We start from the raw sequence: 16,639 nt of genomic DNA, 5'->3' as shown, positions 1-16,639 counted from the left end.
CTACTTTATTATTATCTAATAATAAAAAAATTTGTCAACATGGGAGAAAGGGAACATGGAACAAGCATTCATCGAAAAAATGAAAAATGTGCTTTTGGAGCAAAAAGAGGAGATATTAAAGTCATTAGCCGACAAACATTCTGAATACAAAAAGATGGTTGAAAGCGGCGAGCCTGGTGACGAAGTTGATGTCGCATCAGATGTCATCGACGGTGCTCTTCTCGAGTCTTTGGGCGCGCAGGACGCAAACCGCCTCAAAAGAATCAACAACACTTTGGAGAGAATTAATCAGGGCAAATACGGCATCTGCATTATCTGCAACAAAGAAATTCCAAAAGCCCGCCTCGAAGCAATTCCTTATGCGCTTATGTGCGTAGCTTGCCAGAGCGAGGACGAGCGTCGCAACCGCTAAAGTTTGCAGAATTTAAAGCCGGTTTTATCGATGTCGTAAATGATTTCGGTATAGCCGGCTTTTTTTGCAAGTGCGCGTGCTTCATCAAAGGCACAGTCAAGGTTTTGCGCAGCGTGGGCGTCGGCCGTAATTGCAATCGGAACGCCCGCTTCGTGCAATTTTTCCAAAAAATACTCGCTTGGGTAAGGCTTGGTCAGCCAGCCCCTGCTGATTGCGCCGGTATTGATTTCCGTTGCTTTGCCCGCCTTTGCTATGGCTTTTGCCATTTCCGAAAGATAAGCCTTGTACCATTCCGCATTTTCATCAAAACTTGGGAATTTCTCGTTGAATTTTCGTACCAAATCCGGGTGCCCCAAAATCTCAAAGTCAAACTTCTCAAGCATTTCTTTCTGCAGGGCAAAATAATCGCCAATCACGGCCTTCATGTCGCCACCGTAGAATTTTTTTGCACCTTCTGCCCAGATTCCAGGAGTATTGTCAACGCCGAAAACTCCTTCCCTCTGATAAATAAAATGAAGAGAGCCGATTAAATAGTCAGGAGCAAATTCGGCATAATTTTTGTGGCATGGGAATGTAATTCCGGGGATAAAATCTGCTTCAAAACCAAGCCTGATTTTGATTTCCCCTTCATATTTCATTTTTAAATGCTGGATTTTGCGGCAATATCCCTTGAAGTCTTCGGGATTCATGTTGCTTTCTGTCCAGAAAGGATACATGCTGTGGCTTGTGAATCCGAGCACTTTGATTCCTTTTTTAATGGCCTCAATTACATTTTCTTCGAGAGTGCTCTTTCCGTCACAGAAAGTCGAATGTGTGTGAAGGTTAGATTTGATGTATTCCTCGCTCATTTTATGCCTCCTCATCCTTTATGAACAAATCTTTTCCGATATGAAGCAGGTTTATCTGCTCGAAAGACATTGTTTGCATGACAGCCTTCCATTTTTCTATCATCTCTTTTAATGTCTCGCTTTTGTACGGTTTTACAAGAATATCATTTATGCCGTTCTTTTTATACTCCACGAAATCATTTTTGTCATTGTTTGCCGTACATGCAATTATTATCTCGTTGAAGTGCATGGCACGCAGCTCTTTTGTCGCCTCGATTCCGTTCTTTTTCGGCATATAAATATCCATGAAAACCATGCAGATTTCAGGCGTATTCCTGATTATGTCGAGAGCTTCCTCGCCGTTTTCCGCAAGATAGACTTCCGCACCGAATTTTTTAAGGAATGCCTCAAGTAGCATTCGGTTCATAGGATGGTCTTCCGCAACAAGAATCTTTATTCCTTCGGCAATTTTTGAATCATCAACCTTTTCGGCCTCATCGACTGTGACAAGCTGCTCAATCTCGGAGAATTCTTTTTTTAGCAGCTCCGAAAGTTCTCCTTTATTAATTGGTTTGTAAAGACAGCCCTTGTAATGGCTGTGATCTTTCATTTTTGCTGCTTGCTGCATCTGTCCTTCGGGCACAAGAAGATAAAGGGATGGCTTTTTCGAAATTGATTTTGAATTTGTGATGTCAAAACAGAGATTCAATCCGTCAAGCCCGCCATCCATTATCATATCGACAAAGACAAGCTCATAAGGCTGCTCTTCATTTTCTGCCTGCTCGATTTTTTGGACTGCCTCGGCCGGCTCTGCACATAATTCCACGCTGGTAAAGCCATGCAAGGCAAGGTTATTTTTGAGGCTCTGTGAAGCAAGATGACTATCATCAACAATGAGAATCCGCCGTTTTTCGGGATTTTTACAGAAGTGGATTTTTTCAGATTTTTCGATTGCGGCGGCAAGTGGCAGCTTGAACCAGAAAACTGAACCGCCGGAAGGATTTGACTTTACGCCGATTGTGCCGCCCATTCTGTCCACAAGATTTTTTGTAATTGAAAGCCCAAGCCCAGTTCCGCCAAAAAGCCTGAAAGTCGATATGTCAGCCTGAAAATACTCGGTGAAAAGTTTTTTTTGCTTTTCCTCAGTGATTCCAATTCCTGAATCGGTTACAGTAAAGCAGATTCCGTCTTTTTTGTTATAGTCAAGCTCAACATGAATGAAGCCCTCGTTCGTGAATTTAACCGCGTTCCCGATAAGATTGAGCATAATCTGCCTTACGCGCATTGAGTCACCATTCACAAGGGCAGGAACGGCCGCAGAAATGTCAAGGACAAGCTCGACCCCCTTGTTGAATGCCTTGATGCTTTCGGAATCAGCAAGATGCTCGGCAACGAGGGAAATGTCAAAAGGCATGGCTTCAATCTGGAAGGAATTCTGATTCATTTTTGCGAGGTCAAGCATGTTGTTCGCAATTTCAAGCAATCCTTCCGCACTGAAAAGAATCTGGCGCAAGTATTCGGTCTGCACCTTGTCCAATGAAGTTTCCTTCATGAGCTGAGCAGAGCCAATTATAGTTTGAATCGGGGTACGAATTTCGTGAAGTGTGTTCGCAAAGAAACGAGTGGTATCGTCAATATCCGAGGGAGTTTTCCCAGAATCTGACTTACTTTCTTGCATTCAGCACTTCCAGAACTTTCTGAACAATGACTTCTTCGGGCTGCGGTTTGATGAGATAGCTCGAAGCTCCCAATTTGAGAGTCTGCATGATGAGTTCTTTTTGAACGACATTTGAATAGACAATCACAGGAAGATCTATGCGCCGGTCAATAAGGAATTTCAGGATGTCAAGGCCCGTGACATCAGGCATGTACATTCCGGTGATAACAAGATCAAAGTGTTTCTGCTGTATTTTCGAGAGGAAGTCCTTGCCACTTGCGAACGCAGAAACCTCGGCGACAGTCTCAACTGCCCGTTTGAGGTAGGCGATTACACTGATGTCGTTGTCAATAATAGCGATGTTGGGTTGAGCTGAAGAAAGGCCCCCGTTGTTGCCGACAGTTTCTGCATCGGAGAAGAAGCGGATTCCCATTGACTCATCTCCATCGGCTTCTGACGAAGCAAGGATTTTATCGGAAATGACATTTTCAACGCTGTCGGAAACGCTGTCAACAAGACTCGTGATGACTTTAGAAAGATCCTGAACGACTTCAATTCCTTCGTAAAGCGGATGCCCCTCGATAAAATCAGAAACAAATGGGTCAAATGAAAGAATTTTGATGTTGCGCCTTAAAACACGCCTGTCTTCCGTTATGTTCGTAAGAAGCAGCTCAAGGTTGAGACCGTCAACATAAGACAGGCTCAAATCAGACATCATAAGAACGAGTTTTGGAAGAGTAAGATTGTTCTTTTGAATGATGTCTGCGATTTTGTATTTTAAAAGAGAAATTTTCTCACGGTTAAGTCCTTTTGCAATCTCAATGAAAATGATGTGATGATTGAGGTGCATGTCGAGGACACAAGGCGTAGAATCAATGGCAAATGCTGAATGAAGGACGCGGCCGATAGAATCAAAGAAAAGGTCGAACTGAATCGGGCGCGTAAAATATTTGATTACACCGTACTGAACCAAATCAGAAGCTTCTTCGTGAGTGATTACCGGGCCAGAAACGATGACCGGAACTTTTTTGCCGTTTGGATCAGCCTGTTTTTTTGCAAGGAAATCTTCGACATCTGAAACAGAATTTTCAATGTTGACAATAACCAAATCTGGAAGAACAGAGAGGAATTTTGGAAGGGCATCTCTTTGAGCCTCCGCAACCTCGACTGTAATATTCTCTGCGGCAAATTTTTCTTTAAGGAATTCGCGGAGCATTGGCGGCGCGTCAACTATCAAAACACTTTTCATTTCTATTTATAATACATCATAGTATACGAGTTTTCAATTAAGAGAGCCCTGAAAATCTTAAAAAAATTTAATTTTCGGATTTTGATTTTCATGGTATAATTCAGGGGAAAAGGAGATTTTTTATGGCACATGTTGCAGTATTTTTAGCCCCAGGTTTTGAAGAAATCGAAGCATTCACGGTTGTGGATTATCTTCGCAGGGCAAATGTAAAAGTCACGACAGTTTCAGTTCCAGAAGACGGCTGCCTCAAAAATCCAATTGTAGTAGTAGGAAGCCACGAGCTGACTCTGATAGCGGATTGCACGCTCAAAGATTTTATCGAAAGAATGGACAAGAGCCTGCCGGATGCAGTTTATTTCCCAGGCGGAATGCCGGGTGCAAGCAATCTTGCGGCAAACCAGTATCTTTTCCAGCTGATTACAAAAATGGACAGGGGCGGAAAGCTCGTTGCGGCAATGTGCGCATCTCCAGCTGTTGTTTTGGCACGCACAGGAATTCTTGCGAACCGCAAATGGACTTGCTACCCAGGAATGGAAAAGAATCTTGGGGAATATTGCAGAAGTGATAACTGGGCAAAAGAAGTTATGGAAAATTCCGAGCATATTGCGGATGTGCCTTTTGTCTTGGACAATAATGTTCTTACAGGAAGAGGCCCCGGAACAGCGGAGCAATTTGCAATGAAGTTTGTGGAACTTGTGGCAGGAGCAGAAACCGCCGTGAGAATCCACGACGGCTCATGCCAGAGATAATCAAATTAACGGCAAAAAAAATAAACCACAGATTACACGGATTAACACAGATTCTAATTTTAATCTGTGACATCTGTGAAATCTGTGGTTAAATTTTATCCGCAGCTATAATAAACTACGGTCTTACAATGATGCTTGCCAATTCTGGATGTTTTTCCAAATCTTTCTTGAGGCCCTCTTCGCGAGCTTTGTTGCGGTAAGCTGGGTCCTGGAAAGAATATGTGAAGTTTGTATGAACATCGTAAGTGCCCTGCATGATTGCGAAAGCATCTTCTGTCATAACAAGCTCTTCATCTGTTGGAATTACGAATACTTTTACCTTGCTGTCATCTGCTGAGATGCAAGTCTCAGCATTGCCTGTGTTTGCAAGAGCGTTCTTTTTTGGGTCGATTTTGATTCCGAGCCATTCGAGGCCTTCGAGAGCTTTTGCACGGATTGTAGCTGAGTGCTCACCAACGCCTGCTGTGTAAACGATTGCGTCAACCGGGCCGATTGCAGCCATGTATGCACCAAAATATTTCTTGAGGCGGTAGCACTCCATCTCCATTGCGAGCTGGCAGTCTTTGTCGCCTTTTTTTGCGTTCTCTTCAACATCGCGGCGGTCAGTGTATTTGCCTGTGATTCCGAGCAAGCCTGATTTTTTATTCATTGCTGTGTCCATTTCATCAGGAGTCATGCCTGTCTGTCGCATGATGTAGAATGGAAGAGCACAGTCCATATCGCCGCTTCGTGTACCCATTACCAAGCCTTCGAGCGGTGTGATACCCATTGAAGTGTCGTAGCAGCAGCCGTTCTTAACAGCACACATTGAAGCACCGTTACCAACATGAGCGATGATAACATTTGTGTCTTTTGGAGCCTTGTGAAGAAGAACTGAAGCGCGTTTTGCTGTGTAGAGGAATGAAGTTCCGTGGAAACCGTAGCGGCGTGCTGCGTATTTCTCGTACCACTCTTTTGGAATTGCATAGCGGAAGCTTGACTCTGGCATTGTCTGGTGCCAAGCTGTGTCCATAACTGCAACGTGAGGAACATTTGGGAGAACTTTCTGAGCAGCTTCGATACCCATGATGTTAGCTGGCATGTGAAGTGGGCCGAGGCCAATAACTGAACGGAATGTATCCAAAACCTCTGGAGTAACTTTGACAGACTTTGTGAATTTGTCTCCGCCGTGGAGAACGCGATGGCCTACAGCACCGATAACACTCATGTCTGTGATAACACCGTGGTCTTTGTCTGTGATTGCGTTAAGGATAAGCTCGATTGCTTCTTTGTGAGTTGGACAAGGGCTTTCGAGGACGAATTTGTCCTTTCCTTTTGGTTTGTGTGTGATTACAGAACCGTCCTGTGTAACTCGCTCGACAACACCTGTAGCCAAAACATCTTTGTTGTCCCAGTCATAAACCTGATACTTTGCAGAAGAAGATCCGCAGTTCAAAGTAAGAATAACCATAAGTTTCCTCTATATAAAATAAAAATTTACAAATTCATTATAAAAATTTCAGCCAAACTGTGCAATCAATTCTTCATGACTATGACAACCTGTTTTTGCACAAATCCTAGCAAGATAATTGTTGACCGTTCTGGTGTCCGTATCAAGCTCTTCGGCAACGGCCGGAATTTCCTTGCGCTCAAGAAGTTTTCGGAGAACATTCTGCTCGTTCTTTGTAAAACTTGCGAAAATGCTCGTATAAGTTTTAAGCGGCTCAATCAGGCTCTTCTGGATGTAAGTTCCACCGGCAGCGACAGCTTTTATCGCCTCAACAAGCTCGCTCTCAGAACTGGCCTTTGACACGAATCCTTTTGCACCGCTTTCCATTACTATGCTGATAATTCCTGGATTGGAGTACATTGAATAGACAACTACGCCAATTGAAGGAAAATGCTTTTTTACTTCACGGAGAACATCGATTCCTGAGTCACCGCCGAGAAACAAATCAAGGACAAGCATTTTGGGCAGCGCGCCCTTCATATCAAGCTCTGTCAGTTTTTCAAAAGCCTCGCTTTCGCTCATCGCAAATCCACAACATTCCAATTCAGTGTTGCTCTGCAAGATTTCACGGATTCCAAGATTGGTAAGCGTGTGGTCTTCAATTACAAAAAATGTATTTTTCATTATTCTTCCTTTTTAATTACTTTATTTAAATTTTATAATACCTTCCTTGATTGTCGGGGGTGTAACAAGTTTTATCAACTTAACCTGAGTACCTTCACCATATTCAGAAGACACATCAAGTTTTGCACCAATCAGCTCAGCCCGCTGCTTCATTCCGACAAGACCGAAATGCCTTGTGCCGGAAGTATAATTTCTTGAAGTATCAAAACCGACACCATCATCAGTTATGAAAATGTAAAGCCCATTCTCCTCTGTTCCGATATGATTGCGAACAAGCACGGTGGCTTCCTGAGCATCAGCATGTCTTGAGATGTTGTTAAGCGACTCCTGAACAATCCGGTAAATGTTAAGACATTCTTCCTCGGTTAAGAAATGTGTCTTGACTGCACTTGGCGTGACCATTCTGAATTCAATTCCAGACTGTTCCTGGAAATTCTGACACAAATTCATTATGCTGACAACAAGATTTTTCTTTGTGACATCCGGGGGAGCAAGATTGTAGCTCATGGCACGGACATCCTTCACTGACTTGGAAATAAGCGCGCTGAGTTCTTTTTTAAGCTCCTCATCCTGGACTTTTTCGGCAAGTCCGACACAATAACGCAAATCCTGCGCAATCGTATCATGAAGTTCCCGCGCAATCCTGGCTCTCTCTTCTTCCTGACCACGGATTGTATAGCGGAGATATCCACCGGAAACAATAAGCTTTTGTCTTGATTTTAAGAATCGGATTAAAAGAAGGACAACAATAACTGCCGCCACGAAAAACACGACATCAAAAACAACAAAGAAAAGCGTGTAAGTGTGGATGATATCATAAAGATGATTTACTTCGGCAGCTGATGTTTCCATATTTACCACCTTTCCTCACCAAAAAGCCGAACCATAAGCCTGTAAACGCCATAGCCCGAAAAAGTTGTGACAATTCTGTCCAAAAATGAAATCGGCAGCTGACCAAGAATACAAGATGCGTAAAGAGGAAAATTCTGATCACGGAAAGCATCTGTAAAATTCTTGATTGGAGCCATTCTGTCGGGCAGATCAGCCAGTGAATAACGGATATAATCGATTGTTCCGCCAGAAAAAACAGCAAGAAGTGACGAAACAAGTGCAATCAGCACAAGATAAAGGCTTGTAATTGCCGTATTGATTTGAAAATTTTCCCTGCGGCGGGCAAAAAACCAGATAGTCAATGCAACAAGGACTCCGCAAATAGCAAAAAGTACCGCATAAATCTCAAATGTGAAGCCCCTCATAACCAAAGTAAGAGTTGCTATTACATTGTAAAGGATTGCGACGACAATTCCAGGAACAAGCCCGCAATAGAAAGTTATGGCAACGGTAAAAATCGTATCCATAAAAAGCGGAAGATGAAGTGTGTCCAAGAAAATGTAAGCGGAAATAAAATTTAATGCCTCAGCAATTATGCACAGTAAAACCGTTCTACCATTATATTTCATGCAAGCTCCTGCTCCACAAATAATATAATGAAACTGCACAAAATGTCGAGAGCAGGAGCAAAATTTGAAAAACAAAGCCGTTACAAGGTTTTGTCATGCATTCTTCTGCGGTATAATTTCGTTTTTCAGCTTTATTAATCTTCAAACAAATTCGTGCTTAAATAACGAAGTCCTGTGTCCGGGAACACGACCACGATATTTTTGCCTTCAAATTCTTTTCTTTGTGCGATTTTTGTTGCTCCCCAGAGTGCCGCTCCGCTGGAATTTCCCACGAGAACGCCGTCAGTCTTTGCCACCGTTCGTGCTGCTTCAAAAGCTCCGTCCGTGTCGGCTACAAAAACTTCATCGAAAATTCCAGCTTTTGGCTCACCGTTTTCTTTTAAGCTCAAAGGAACCCGCTCAACCGGAACATCCGTAAAATTGTGAATTCCAGTGAGGCGCGTGTCTGTCGCAGATGGCTCAACCGCAAAAATTTTGACATCAGAGCTCTGTTCATGAATATAATCCGCGATTCCCCGGAGAGTGCCGGCCGTTCCAACGCTTGCTACGACTGCCGAAAGCTCTCCTTCTGTGTCTTCCCAGATTTCCCGACCTGTTGTGTCGTGATGCGCTTTTGGGTTGAGCGGGTTTACCATCTGATCGACGAAATAAATGCTGTCGCCGGCTGCCTGCCGATCACGAATATGCTGTTTCAAAATGTTGGTTGCGGCAACAAAATCGTTATTTGTGGCTTTGAGTGCGTCCTGAAGCTCCGGCACATCGCCGATTTTTGTGACATTTGCACCAAAGGCTTTCATCACTTGAAGTCGTTCCCGGCTCACTCCTTCCTGAAGATAAATCTGGACTTTGTAGCCTTTCATTGCTCCGATTGCGCTCACGGCAATTCCAGTATTTCCGCTCGTGTATTCGATTAAAGTCGTTTTTCCGGGAATGATTTTTCCTTCTTTTTCGGCATCTTCGATAATCCGCAAAACGATTCGGTCTTTGATTGAGCCGATCGGGTTAAAATACTCGACCTTTGCAAGAATATGAGCCTTTAGCCCCAGTTTTTTTTCGTATCCGTGCAGACGGACAAGCGGAGTATGACCGACAAGCTCCGTAAGCGATTCATGAATTTTTTTTGACATTTTGTACCTCCAGTTTTTTTTTCGAGAATGAGCCAGTTTCAAAAATCCTGACGAACCTTTGAAACTTGCATAAATATTTCATCGCAATTTTCAAGGGCGGCTTTGTCGTGGCTTACAAAAATGACTGTTTTGCCCTGAGACGAAAGCGCCTTAAAAATGCTGGTGATTTCCTTTGTTTGCTTTTCACTAACCGCGTCCGTTGCTTCGTCGGCGGCTATGATTTTCGGATCGTTCATGAGAGCACGGGCTATCAAAACCCTCTGATTTTCACCGCCCGAAAGTACATTTGGATATTGCTCAGAAAGTTCTGCAATTCCAAAATCCGAAAGAAGTTTTTTGGCACGCAAGAAAATTTCTGATTTTGAAAGATTTTGTTTGTGTGAAAGAAGGGCTGGAAGAGCGACATTCTCCAGCACTGTAAGATTTTCCAGAAAACTCTGCTCCTGAGAAACAAATCCGATGTTTTCGTTTCGAAATGCGGAAAGTTCTTTGTCTGAAAGAGAGAAAATGTCCGTGCCGTCAATCAAAACCTTCCCGGAAGATGGCTTTTGAAGCCCTGTTATAATAGAAAGAAGTGTACTCTTCCCCGCTCCAGATTCCCCGGAAACTCCAAGAAAAGTGCCGTCATTTACCGTAAGAGAAAAATCCGAAAGAAGGTTTTTTGGACCGCGCGGAGTCTGAAATGTCTTGGAAATATTTTTTAGTTCAATCATTTGACATCTCCATAAGGCTCGATTTTTGATACCCGAACCGCTCCGTTTGCAGCCGAAATCAGGCATGAAAGCACAGTAACCACAAAAACCGCCCCCGCAAAAGCCAGAATCCAGCCCGGGCCGCTCATCGCAAAAGGAAGACCGAGTTTTTCTGCAATCAGGGCGTTGAAGGGAATCACAATCAGGGCCGAAAGACCGATTCCCAAAATTGAACCGCCAGCTCCCAAAATTCCTGCCTCCCAAAAAAGCACCGAGCAGAGGAGCGACCGGTTTGCGCCAAGAACCCGAAGAATCGAAAATTCACGACGCCGCTCGTTAATCATGATTGAAAAAACTAAGGCCAAAGAAATAATCGTAATCAAGAACAGCAGAATCGAAATCGAATATAAAAATACGAAAATCGCCGAAAGTTTTTCTGAAAAATTACGGATGAATTTTTCGCCGACAATCACATGAACACCCGGAAGGACTTTTTTTATCCTCAAAGCGACAGCATCCGCCGAAGAATCCGGGGAAATCTTGACCAGAACTGTGCTGAGCTTGTTTTTTGTGTCGCCGTCGGAAATAAAACCGAACCCGCGGGAACTTGCGTCCTCAAAGATACGCTCCAGACTCGCAAAATCGCAGAAAATTACGTTGTCCATGCCAGTTCCGCTTTTTGAAAGCCGGGCAGAAATCTTGTGCTCGTTTCCGAAGAATTTTACGCTCCCTTTTGTCAGGTTTACATTGCTCCCCGAAAGCAAAAATTCTTCGTTTGTGTCAGTTTTTACCCTGGATTTTGCCCAATTCTGAATCACGAAGTCACTTTCCGGCTCAAATCCGATAATCTGAATCGGAAAATCACAGCAGCTTTCAGAAAGGCTGGTAAGATAAAACTGACCGCTCGCATTTTCAACTCCTTCAACTGCACGGACTGAATCCAGAACCTTCCGTTCCATGTAAAAATAATTCGGTTCGCCGGAAAGAAGGATATTTTCCGCGCCCTTCTCATAACCTTCTGGAACCACGAGCAAGTCTGCACCCATTCGGGAACGAAGGCCTGCGATTCCAGATTTAAGGCTCTGAGAGAGAACGAGGGAAGCAAACAGAACGGCGGAGGAAAAAGCGATTAGAGTCGCAGTCAAAACCGTTCTGTAGGCTTTTCGTGACAGATTTGAAAGTGCGAGCGATTTTTCAACCGCCGAGCGCAAAATCAGCGTTTTTTCCATAAAATTACCGTCTGAGCCGCAGAAATTACGAAAATCAAGATTCCGAAAACCAGAACCGTTGGGGCTGTGACCGCATGACAGTGCATTTTTGGCATTGAGCAGACTTTTGCGAATGTATAAGGCGCGATTCCAACAAGAAGTCCCAAAACTGCCGTGACCGATGACAAGATGATGTTTAAATTTTTCATTTTTAACTCCTATAAAAAGTCATGAAGAATGTTTCAACATTCGATTGACTTTTTAAGCTGCTCCGCAATGAAATGAGGAGCGGCAATCGATAATGCAAGTTTGCGAAGCAAACTTGTCAAGATAAAAATCAGACGCTATTTCAGGCTGATTTTTATCCTAACTCCTCTTTTTTAATTACAGTGAGAAGCTGGTGCGCTCACCGTTGATTTCCTTGTATGTTTTTGTCTCTTTGTCGTAAGTGTAGCCGTCTGGTACTCCAAAGAGCTCGATATAGCTCTGGGCAATGAATTTTTCGATGTCGGTTGAGCTTTTCAAGATGCCTGCTTCCTGAAGCTGTCGGGCAGCCTTGTCGAAAGTTTTTTTGCCAAGAGAGCGGCTTGGAATGAAGTTGAGTTCTTCGAGCAATTCCGCGTTGAAGTCCAAATCTCCTGCGACAAGGTTGTTTTCAATCTGAAGCTGGGCAACAACACGTGGTTCTGCCTCAACAAAGGCACTGGCTTTCTGCAGGGCTCTTGTTACGGCTGCGGCACCCTCCGGGTTTTCCTTGAGGAGCTTGTGAGTTACGAACTGCTGGCAGCAATATTCGTTTACGAATTTTTCATCGATTCCTGTGTCAAGGATTTTGCGGAAGTTGTAGGCACGCTCTCCCTTTGTTGCAACAGGGTCGTGAGCGCCGATTACATCAACTGCACCGTTATTGAGGGCGATTGCAAGATCGCTTGAAGCGTATGCAAGGAATTCTACTTCATTGTTCTCTGCGGTGACTCCGATGCCCACATCCATGAGCTTTCGCTTGAGGTTCATTACGCTGGAGTCAGCAAGGCCTGGAACTCCGATTTTTGCACCGCGAAGATCTTTTACAGAATGAATCTTTGAGTCTGCACGTACATAGTATTTTGTACATCCGACATGGATTCCCGAAGTGTATGAGATTGGAAGACCGTTTTCGATTGCCTGCATCTGGGTTGCGTAGAGGCCATAACCGGCGTCAACTTTGCCAGAGGCAATCATTTCTGCCAGTGTGGCTCCACCCTCAACAACCTGAACATACTCAGCTTTCTGTCCGATTGCGGCAAGTTCCTCTTCAAAAAGCCCCATTTTCATTGCGACATGGACAGGAGCCGCACAAAGAGTTCCTGTCTGGAAGTTGATGCGGACAACCTTCTGAGCAGAATCCGAAGAAGCAGCCTGTTTTTTGTTGCAGGCGGTGAATGAGAGGAAAGACACAAGTGCCATTCCCATTAAAACTGATTTTTTCATTTTTACCTCCAAAATATTGTATTTTTTATTTCATGGCTTAGGGATGCGTAAGGCGCGAAGCGTTCCAGAGCGACCGCAGGGAGCGGCGGAATGAAGCGCAAGCGGAACCTAGAGCAGCCCGACCCGCCTGTTCCCTGAGCGTAGTCGAAGGGCAGGCGGGGAAGCCCCTAAATCGTATACTCCACTTCCTGAACTTTTCCGGCATAATCCAAAAGTTCAAGAATCTGCGTACGGTACTTCAAGAAGATGTCCTGACCACGGGCGCGCGGATGACCAAGCTCAATCTTTATGATTTTTTCGACTTTGCTTGGACGGGCGGACATAATCACAACATAGTCGCTCAGATAGACCGCCTCATCGACATCGTGCGTGACCATCACCATCGTGGTGTCGTGCTCTTTTTTTAGCCGCAAGATTTCGTCCTGCATGGTCATTCGGGTAAATGCGTCCAAAGCACCCAAAGGCTCGTCAAGAAGCAGGATTTTCGGATGACCGACAAGGGCTCTAGCAAGACTCGCCCGCTGATTCATTCCGCCCGAAAGCTGGTGCGGGTAAGACTTTTCAAAGCCCTTCAAACCCACAAGGTTTATGAACTCATCGACGTCTGCCTTGCGTTCTTTGTAAATGTGGCGGGCTTTTAGTCCGAACGCAACGTTTTCGCGGATTGTGAGCCATGGAAAAAGATTCGCCTGCTGAAAGGCAAATCCCCGGTCACTTCCGGGCTTTGTGATTTTTGAGCCGTCCACAGAAACGAACCCCTCAGTGGGAGTTTCAAGGCCAGCGATACAACGAAGGAGAGTGGTCTTTCCGCAGCCGGAAGGCCCAATCAGCGAAACAAAACTGCCCGCCGGAATCGTAAAATCCACGCCGTTCAATGCCGTAACAGGCTCAGCACCAGTTCCGAAAACTTTTTTTACTTTATCTATTTTTATTTCACCATTCATACACTTCTCTCCTCGTGAGTTTTTGCCCTGCTTCGCAGTGCCGTTCGCTTCCGCGAAAAAATCACAGATTTTTTCGAGACTCGCTCAAAACCTGTCTCACAGTTTTTGTCGGCTTCGCCGTCGTTCGCTACCATTTAATTAACCCTTTCTGCCAGCCCAGGACTCGCTGGCGGATTTTGAAGAGGGCGGTAATAATCACGGTACAGAAAACGGCTATCATTAAAAGGCCGGCGTAGACTCCTGAGTAGAGCATCATGGCTTTCTGATAGCTGATGTACCAGCCGATTCCGTATTTGGCACCGAACATTTCTGCTGTCATCAAAGCGATGAAGGCCGCACAGATTCCGTTGAAAACGCCCTGAAAGATATTCGGGAGGGCGGCCGGAACAGCAATCTTGAAAATCTGGAAGAATGTGCCTGCTCCGAGCGTTCGGCCCACCTCAAAATAAACCTTGCTTGTGTTCTGAATGCCGGAGCTTGTCATAAGCTGAACCGGAAACCAGACTGAAAGGGCGATTATGAATATGCTTGCTCCAAGCGGAGTGGGAAATGTCGTCAAAACAAGCGGTATCCATGCCGTTGCCGGAATCGGACCAATCAGCTTGATGTAAGGATTAATCCAGTAATAGACTTTTTTGGAAAAGCCCAGGCACACGCCGGTGATAAATCCCGCAATCGTTCCCCAGATTACACCCAGAATCAAAAGCCTGAACGAAAATCCGATACATTTCAGTAAAAGCCCTGTCTGCTCCACAAAAACCGCAAGAATATTGTCAAAAGTTGGAAAGAAAATCACAGGAAGCAGGGCAAGTTTTGCGGTCACAAGATTCAGGAGTGCAAGTAAAACTCCAGCCCCAAAAAAGAAAGCCCCCTTCTCCACCAGAGCTTCACGTATTTTCGCAATACAGAAAGACAAAGCAAAAAAGGCAACCGTGACTGAAAGCAATATATATAGAAGAAAGTTGTAATAATGCCTGCCCGCCGTCGGATGAAGAGGACTGTCGGGGAAAATCGTTTGCACCAGAAGCGCAAAAAGCACTCCCAGCGCAGGAAAAGCACGATAAAGAACGTTTTTTAAATTCTGCATTTTTACCTCTTATTACCTAGTGGTAAACTAGGTATATAATACAGGGTTTTACCTACTTAGTCAATGGGTAGGGAGCGTTAAAAAATCGCATGAGATGCGATTTTAGCGAGTCTCGGAAAAATCTGTGATTTTTCCGCGGAAGTGCATTAAAAAATGAACTTTAAATGCTGTAATCGTTTTGTGCGAGGTATCGAGCAAGGAATTTCTTCGTTCGCTCTTCTTTCGGATGACTCAGAACTTCTTTTGCTGCCCCTTGCTCTGCGATTTCGCCTTTATCCAGAAAAATCACACGGTCAGCCACATTTGCAGCAAAATCCATCTCGTGAGTGACGATTATCATTGTACGTCCTGTCTTGGCGATGCTTTTGATTACGGAAAGAACTTCGCCCACAAGCTCAGGATCGAGAGCACTTGTTGGTTCGTCCAGAAGAATTACTTTAGGATTCAGAGCTAATGCCCTTGCGATTCCAACCCGCTGCTTTTGTCCGCCGCTGAGTTTTTCAGGGTAAGAGTCTGCCTTGCCTTCCATTCCGACCTGTTTCAAAAGCTCCAGCGCCCTTTGGCGTGCAGTGTTTTTATCGCAAATCTTATTTATCAGAAGGCCTTCCATCACATTCTGAATGACAGTCTTGTTCTTGAAGAGGTTGAAATTCTGGAAAACCATAGTTGATTTTTGTCTAAGGCTGAAAATTTCTTTTTTGCCAGCGTGTGAGAAATCGAATGTAAAATCATCGAAAGTGACTTTTCCGCTTTCGGCAGTCTCCAGATAATTCAGGCAGCGGAGCAAGGTTGATTTTCCAGCACCGGAAGAGCCGATTAAGGCGACAGTTTCACCGTCTTTGATTTCGAGGGAAATGTCTTTCAGAACGAGGTTTTTCCCGTATCGTTTTACAATGTGTTCTATTTTAATCATTCTGAACCTTCCTTTTGAGCCTTTTTTCTGTAACTGCAATCAGCCGTTCAAGAACAAAACAAATTGCCCAGTAAATGAAGGAAACGACGATGTAGATTTCAAAAAACCTGAATGAGCGGGAAGCTACGATTTTTGCCCCGGCCATCAAGTCCACGATTGAAATGCTGAATGCAAGGGAAGTATCTTTTACAAGTGACAAAAGTGAATTTCCAAGCGGTGGAAGGGCAATTTCAAAGGCTTGTGGCAGAATTACCCGCCTCAAAGCCTGAAAAGTCGTCATGTGAATGCTGTAGCACGCTTCCAGCTGGCCTTTATCCACAGCTTCGAGCGCACTTCGGAAAGTTTCTGACATATAGGCCGCGGAATTGAGTGAGAACGCCGTGAATGCATAAACGATTTTTGGAATAGCGTTCGGGTCATATTCACCGCCCGTTGCCTCAACAAGGCTTTTTACAAGAAGCGGAAGCCCGTAATAAACAAGATAAAGCTGAACAAGCATCGGAGTTCCGCGAATAAAAGACACATATACTGCTATTACCCGAGAAAGAAAGCGCACTTTGAAAAAACATGCAAGAGCAAGAAAGATTCCAAGCAGGGCATCCGCATTAAAATAACTTAATGACTCTATCCAGATAATCTTCGCATTTATCGCAAATGTGCTGCTTTTGAGAAATTGTAATGTTTTTGGATTTTATGACATCCGAAAAATCTGCTTGCTTCAGAAGATTCAT

19 protein-coding genes are annotated in these 16,639 nt (G+C 44.3%); 2 read left to right on the top strand and 17 right to left on the bottom strand.

Annotated features, from left to right (window positions below; all coding sequences use genetic code 11):
• Window positions 1–55 precede the first annotated feature (55 nt).
• Window positions 56–412: a TraR/DksA family transcriptional regulator gene (locus IJJ71_RS03115; protein ID WP_296845258.1), complete on the top strand. Its 357-nt coding sequence runs from the start codon at window positions 56–58 to the stop codon at window positions 410–412.
• Here the strand turns inward: IJJ71_RS03115 and IJJ71_RS03110 are convergent.
• The 3 genes from IJJ71_RS03110 to IJJ71_RS03100 are packed head-to-tail and all read right to left on the bottom strand — an operon-like array spanning window position 409 to window position 4,145.
• Window positions 409–1,260, bottom strand: a complete 852-nt coding sequence (locus IJJ71_RS03110; protein WP_296845257.1) for a histidinol-phosphatase — start codon at window positions 1,258–1,260, stop codon at window positions 409–411. The two genes, IJJ71_RS03115 and IJJ71_RS03110, sit on opposite strands and share 4 nt — an antisense overlap.
• A gap of 1 nt (window position 1,261) precedes the next feature.
• The gene (locus IJJ71_RS03105; protein WP_296845256.1) at window positions 1,262–2,917 is read right to left on the bottom strand and encodes a response regulator; all 1,656 of its coding nucleotides are present in this window, start codon (window positions 2,915–2,917) and stop codon (window positions 1,262–1,264) included.
• Window positions 2,904–4,145, bottom strand: a complete 1,242-nt coding sequence (locus tag IJJ71_RS03100; protein ID WP_296845255.1) for a response regulator — start codon at window positions 4,143–4,145, stop codon at window positions 2,904–2,906. Before IJJ71_RS03100 ends, IJJ71_RS03105 begins: the two co-directional genes overlap by 14 nt.
• A 122-nt stretch (window positions 4,146–4,267) precedes the next feature.
• Between IJJ71_RS03100 and IJJ71_RS03095 the strand changes: the two genes are divergently transcribed.
• Window positions 4,268–4,894, top strand: a complete 627-nt coding sequence (locus IJJ71_RS03095; protein WP_296845254.1) for a DJ-1 family glyoxalase III — start codon at window positions 4,268–4,270, stop codon at window positions 4,892–4,894.
• 115 nt (window positions 4,895–5,009) lie between these two features.
• Here IJJ71_RS03095 and IJJ71_RS03090 read toward each other — a convergent pair whose 3' ends face one another.
• The 14 genes from IJJ71_RS03090 to IJJ71_RS03025 form a co-directional block, all read right to left on the bottom strand.
• The gene (locus IJJ71_RS03090) at window positions 5,010–6,344 is read right to left on the bottom strand and encodes an acetate kinase (protein WP_296845253.1); all 1,335 of its coding nucleotides are present in this window, start codon (window positions 6,342–6,344) and stop codon (window positions 5,010–5,012) included.
• A gap of 48 nt (window positions 6,345–6,392) precedes the next feature.
• The gene (locus IJJ71_RS03085) at window positions 6,393–7,007 is read right to left on the bottom strand and encodes a response regulator transcription factor (protein ID WP_296845252.1); all 615 of its coding nucleotides are present in this window, start codon (window positions 7,005–7,007) and stop codon (window positions 6,393–6,395) included.
• Window positions 7,008–7,028: 21 nt separating this feature from the next.
• Entirely contained in the window at window positions 7,029–7,859 is an 831-nt protein-coding gene (locus IJJ71_RS03080) for a sensor histidine kinase (protein ID WP_296845251.1), read from the bottom strand.
• A gap of 2 nt (window positions 7,860–7,861) precedes the next feature.
• Window positions 7,862–8,467 carry a hypothetical protein gene (locus tag IJJ71_RS03075; protein WP_296845250.1) on the bottom strand — a complete coding sequence of 202 codons (606 nt, stop codon included), beginning with the start codon at window positions 8,465–8,467 and terminating at the stop codon, window positions 7,862–7,864.
• A gap of 134 nt (window positions 8,468–8,601) precedes the next feature.
• Entirely contained in the window at window positions 8,602–9,594 is a 993-nt protein-coding gene (locus IJJ71_RS03070) for a PLP-dependent cysteine synthase family protein (protein ID WP_296845249.1), read from the bottom strand.
• A 38-nt stretch (window positions 9,595–9,632) separates the two neighbouring features.
• Window positions 9,633–10,307 carry an ABC transporter ATP-binding protein gene (locus tag IJJ71_RS03065; protein WP_296845248.1) on the bottom strand — a complete coding sequence of 225 codons (675 nt, stop codon included), beginning with the start codon at window positions 10,305–10,307 and terminating at the stop codon, window positions 9,633–9,635.
• The gene (locus IJJ71_RS03060; RefSeq protein WP_296845247.1) at window positions 10,304–11,515 is read right to left on the bottom strand and encodes an ABC transporter permease; all 1,212 of its coding nucleotides are present in this window, start codon (window positions 11,513–11,515) and stop codon (window positions 10,304–10,306) included. Before IJJ71_RS03060 ends, IJJ71_RS03065 begins: the two co-directional genes overlap by 4 nt.
• Entirely contained in the window at window positions 11,500–11,703 is a 204-nt protein-coding gene (locus IJJ71_RS03055; protein ID WP_296845246.1) for a DUF4418 family protein, read from the bottom strand. The genes IJJ71_RS03060 and IJJ71_RS03055 overlap by 16 nt, the downstream gene beginning before the upstream one ends.
• A gap of 175 nt (window positions 11,704–11,878) precedes the next feature.
• Window positions 11,879–12,964 carry an ABC transporter substrate-binding protein gene (locus tag IJJ71_RS03050; RefSeq protein WP_296845245.1) on the bottom strand — a complete coding sequence of 362 codons (1,086 nt, stop codon included), beginning with the start codon at window positions 12,962–12,964 and terminating at the stop codon, window positions 11,879–11,881.
• Window positions 12,965–13,131: 167 nt separating this feature from the next.
• Window positions 13,132–13,908, bottom strand: a complete 777-nt coding sequence (locus IJJ71_RS03045) for an ABC transporter ATP-binding protein (RefSeq protein WP_296845244.1) — start codon at window positions 13,906–13,908, stop codon at window positions 13,132–13,134.
• On the bottom strand, window positions 13,905–14,042 hold the full coding sequence (locus tag IJJ71_RS03040) for a hypothetical protein (RefSeq protein WP_296845243.1): 138 nt from the start codon (window positions 14,040–14,042) through the stop codon (window positions 13,905–13,907). The genes IJJ71_RS03045 and IJJ71_RS03040 overlap by 4 nt, the downstream gene beginning before the upstream one ends.
• Window positions 14,036–14,995: an ABC transporter permease gene (locus IJJ71_RS03035; protein WP_296845242.1), complete on the bottom strand. Its 960-nt coding sequence runs from the start codon at window positions 14,993–14,995 to the stop codon at window positions 14,036–14,038. Before IJJ71_RS03035 ends, IJJ71_RS03040 begins: the two co-directional genes overlap by 7 nt.
• Before the next feature lie 160 nt (window positions 14,996–15,155).
• Complete coding sequence (locus IJJ71_RS03030; RefSeq protein WP_296845241.1) at window positions 15,156–15,908, bottom strand: amino acid ABC transporter ATP-binding protein; 753 nt, start codon at window positions 15,906–15,908, stop codon at window positions 15,156–15,158.
• Entirely contained in the window at window positions 15,901–16,494 is a 594-nt protein-coding gene (locus IJJ71_RS03025) for an amino acid ABC transporter permease (RefSeq protein ID WP_296845279.1), read from the bottom strand. Before IJJ71_RS03025 ends, IJJ71_RS03030 begins: the two co-directional genes overlap by 8 nt.
• Window positions 16,495–16,639 lie beyond the last annotated feature (145 nt).

It is taken from the genome of Treponema sp., assembly GCF_017430385.1.
Classification (GTDB): domain Bacteria; phylum Spirochaetota; class Spirochaetia; order Treponematales; family Treponemataceae; genus Treponema_D.
This window is presented reverse-complemented; position numbering and strand designations above follow the sequence as displayed.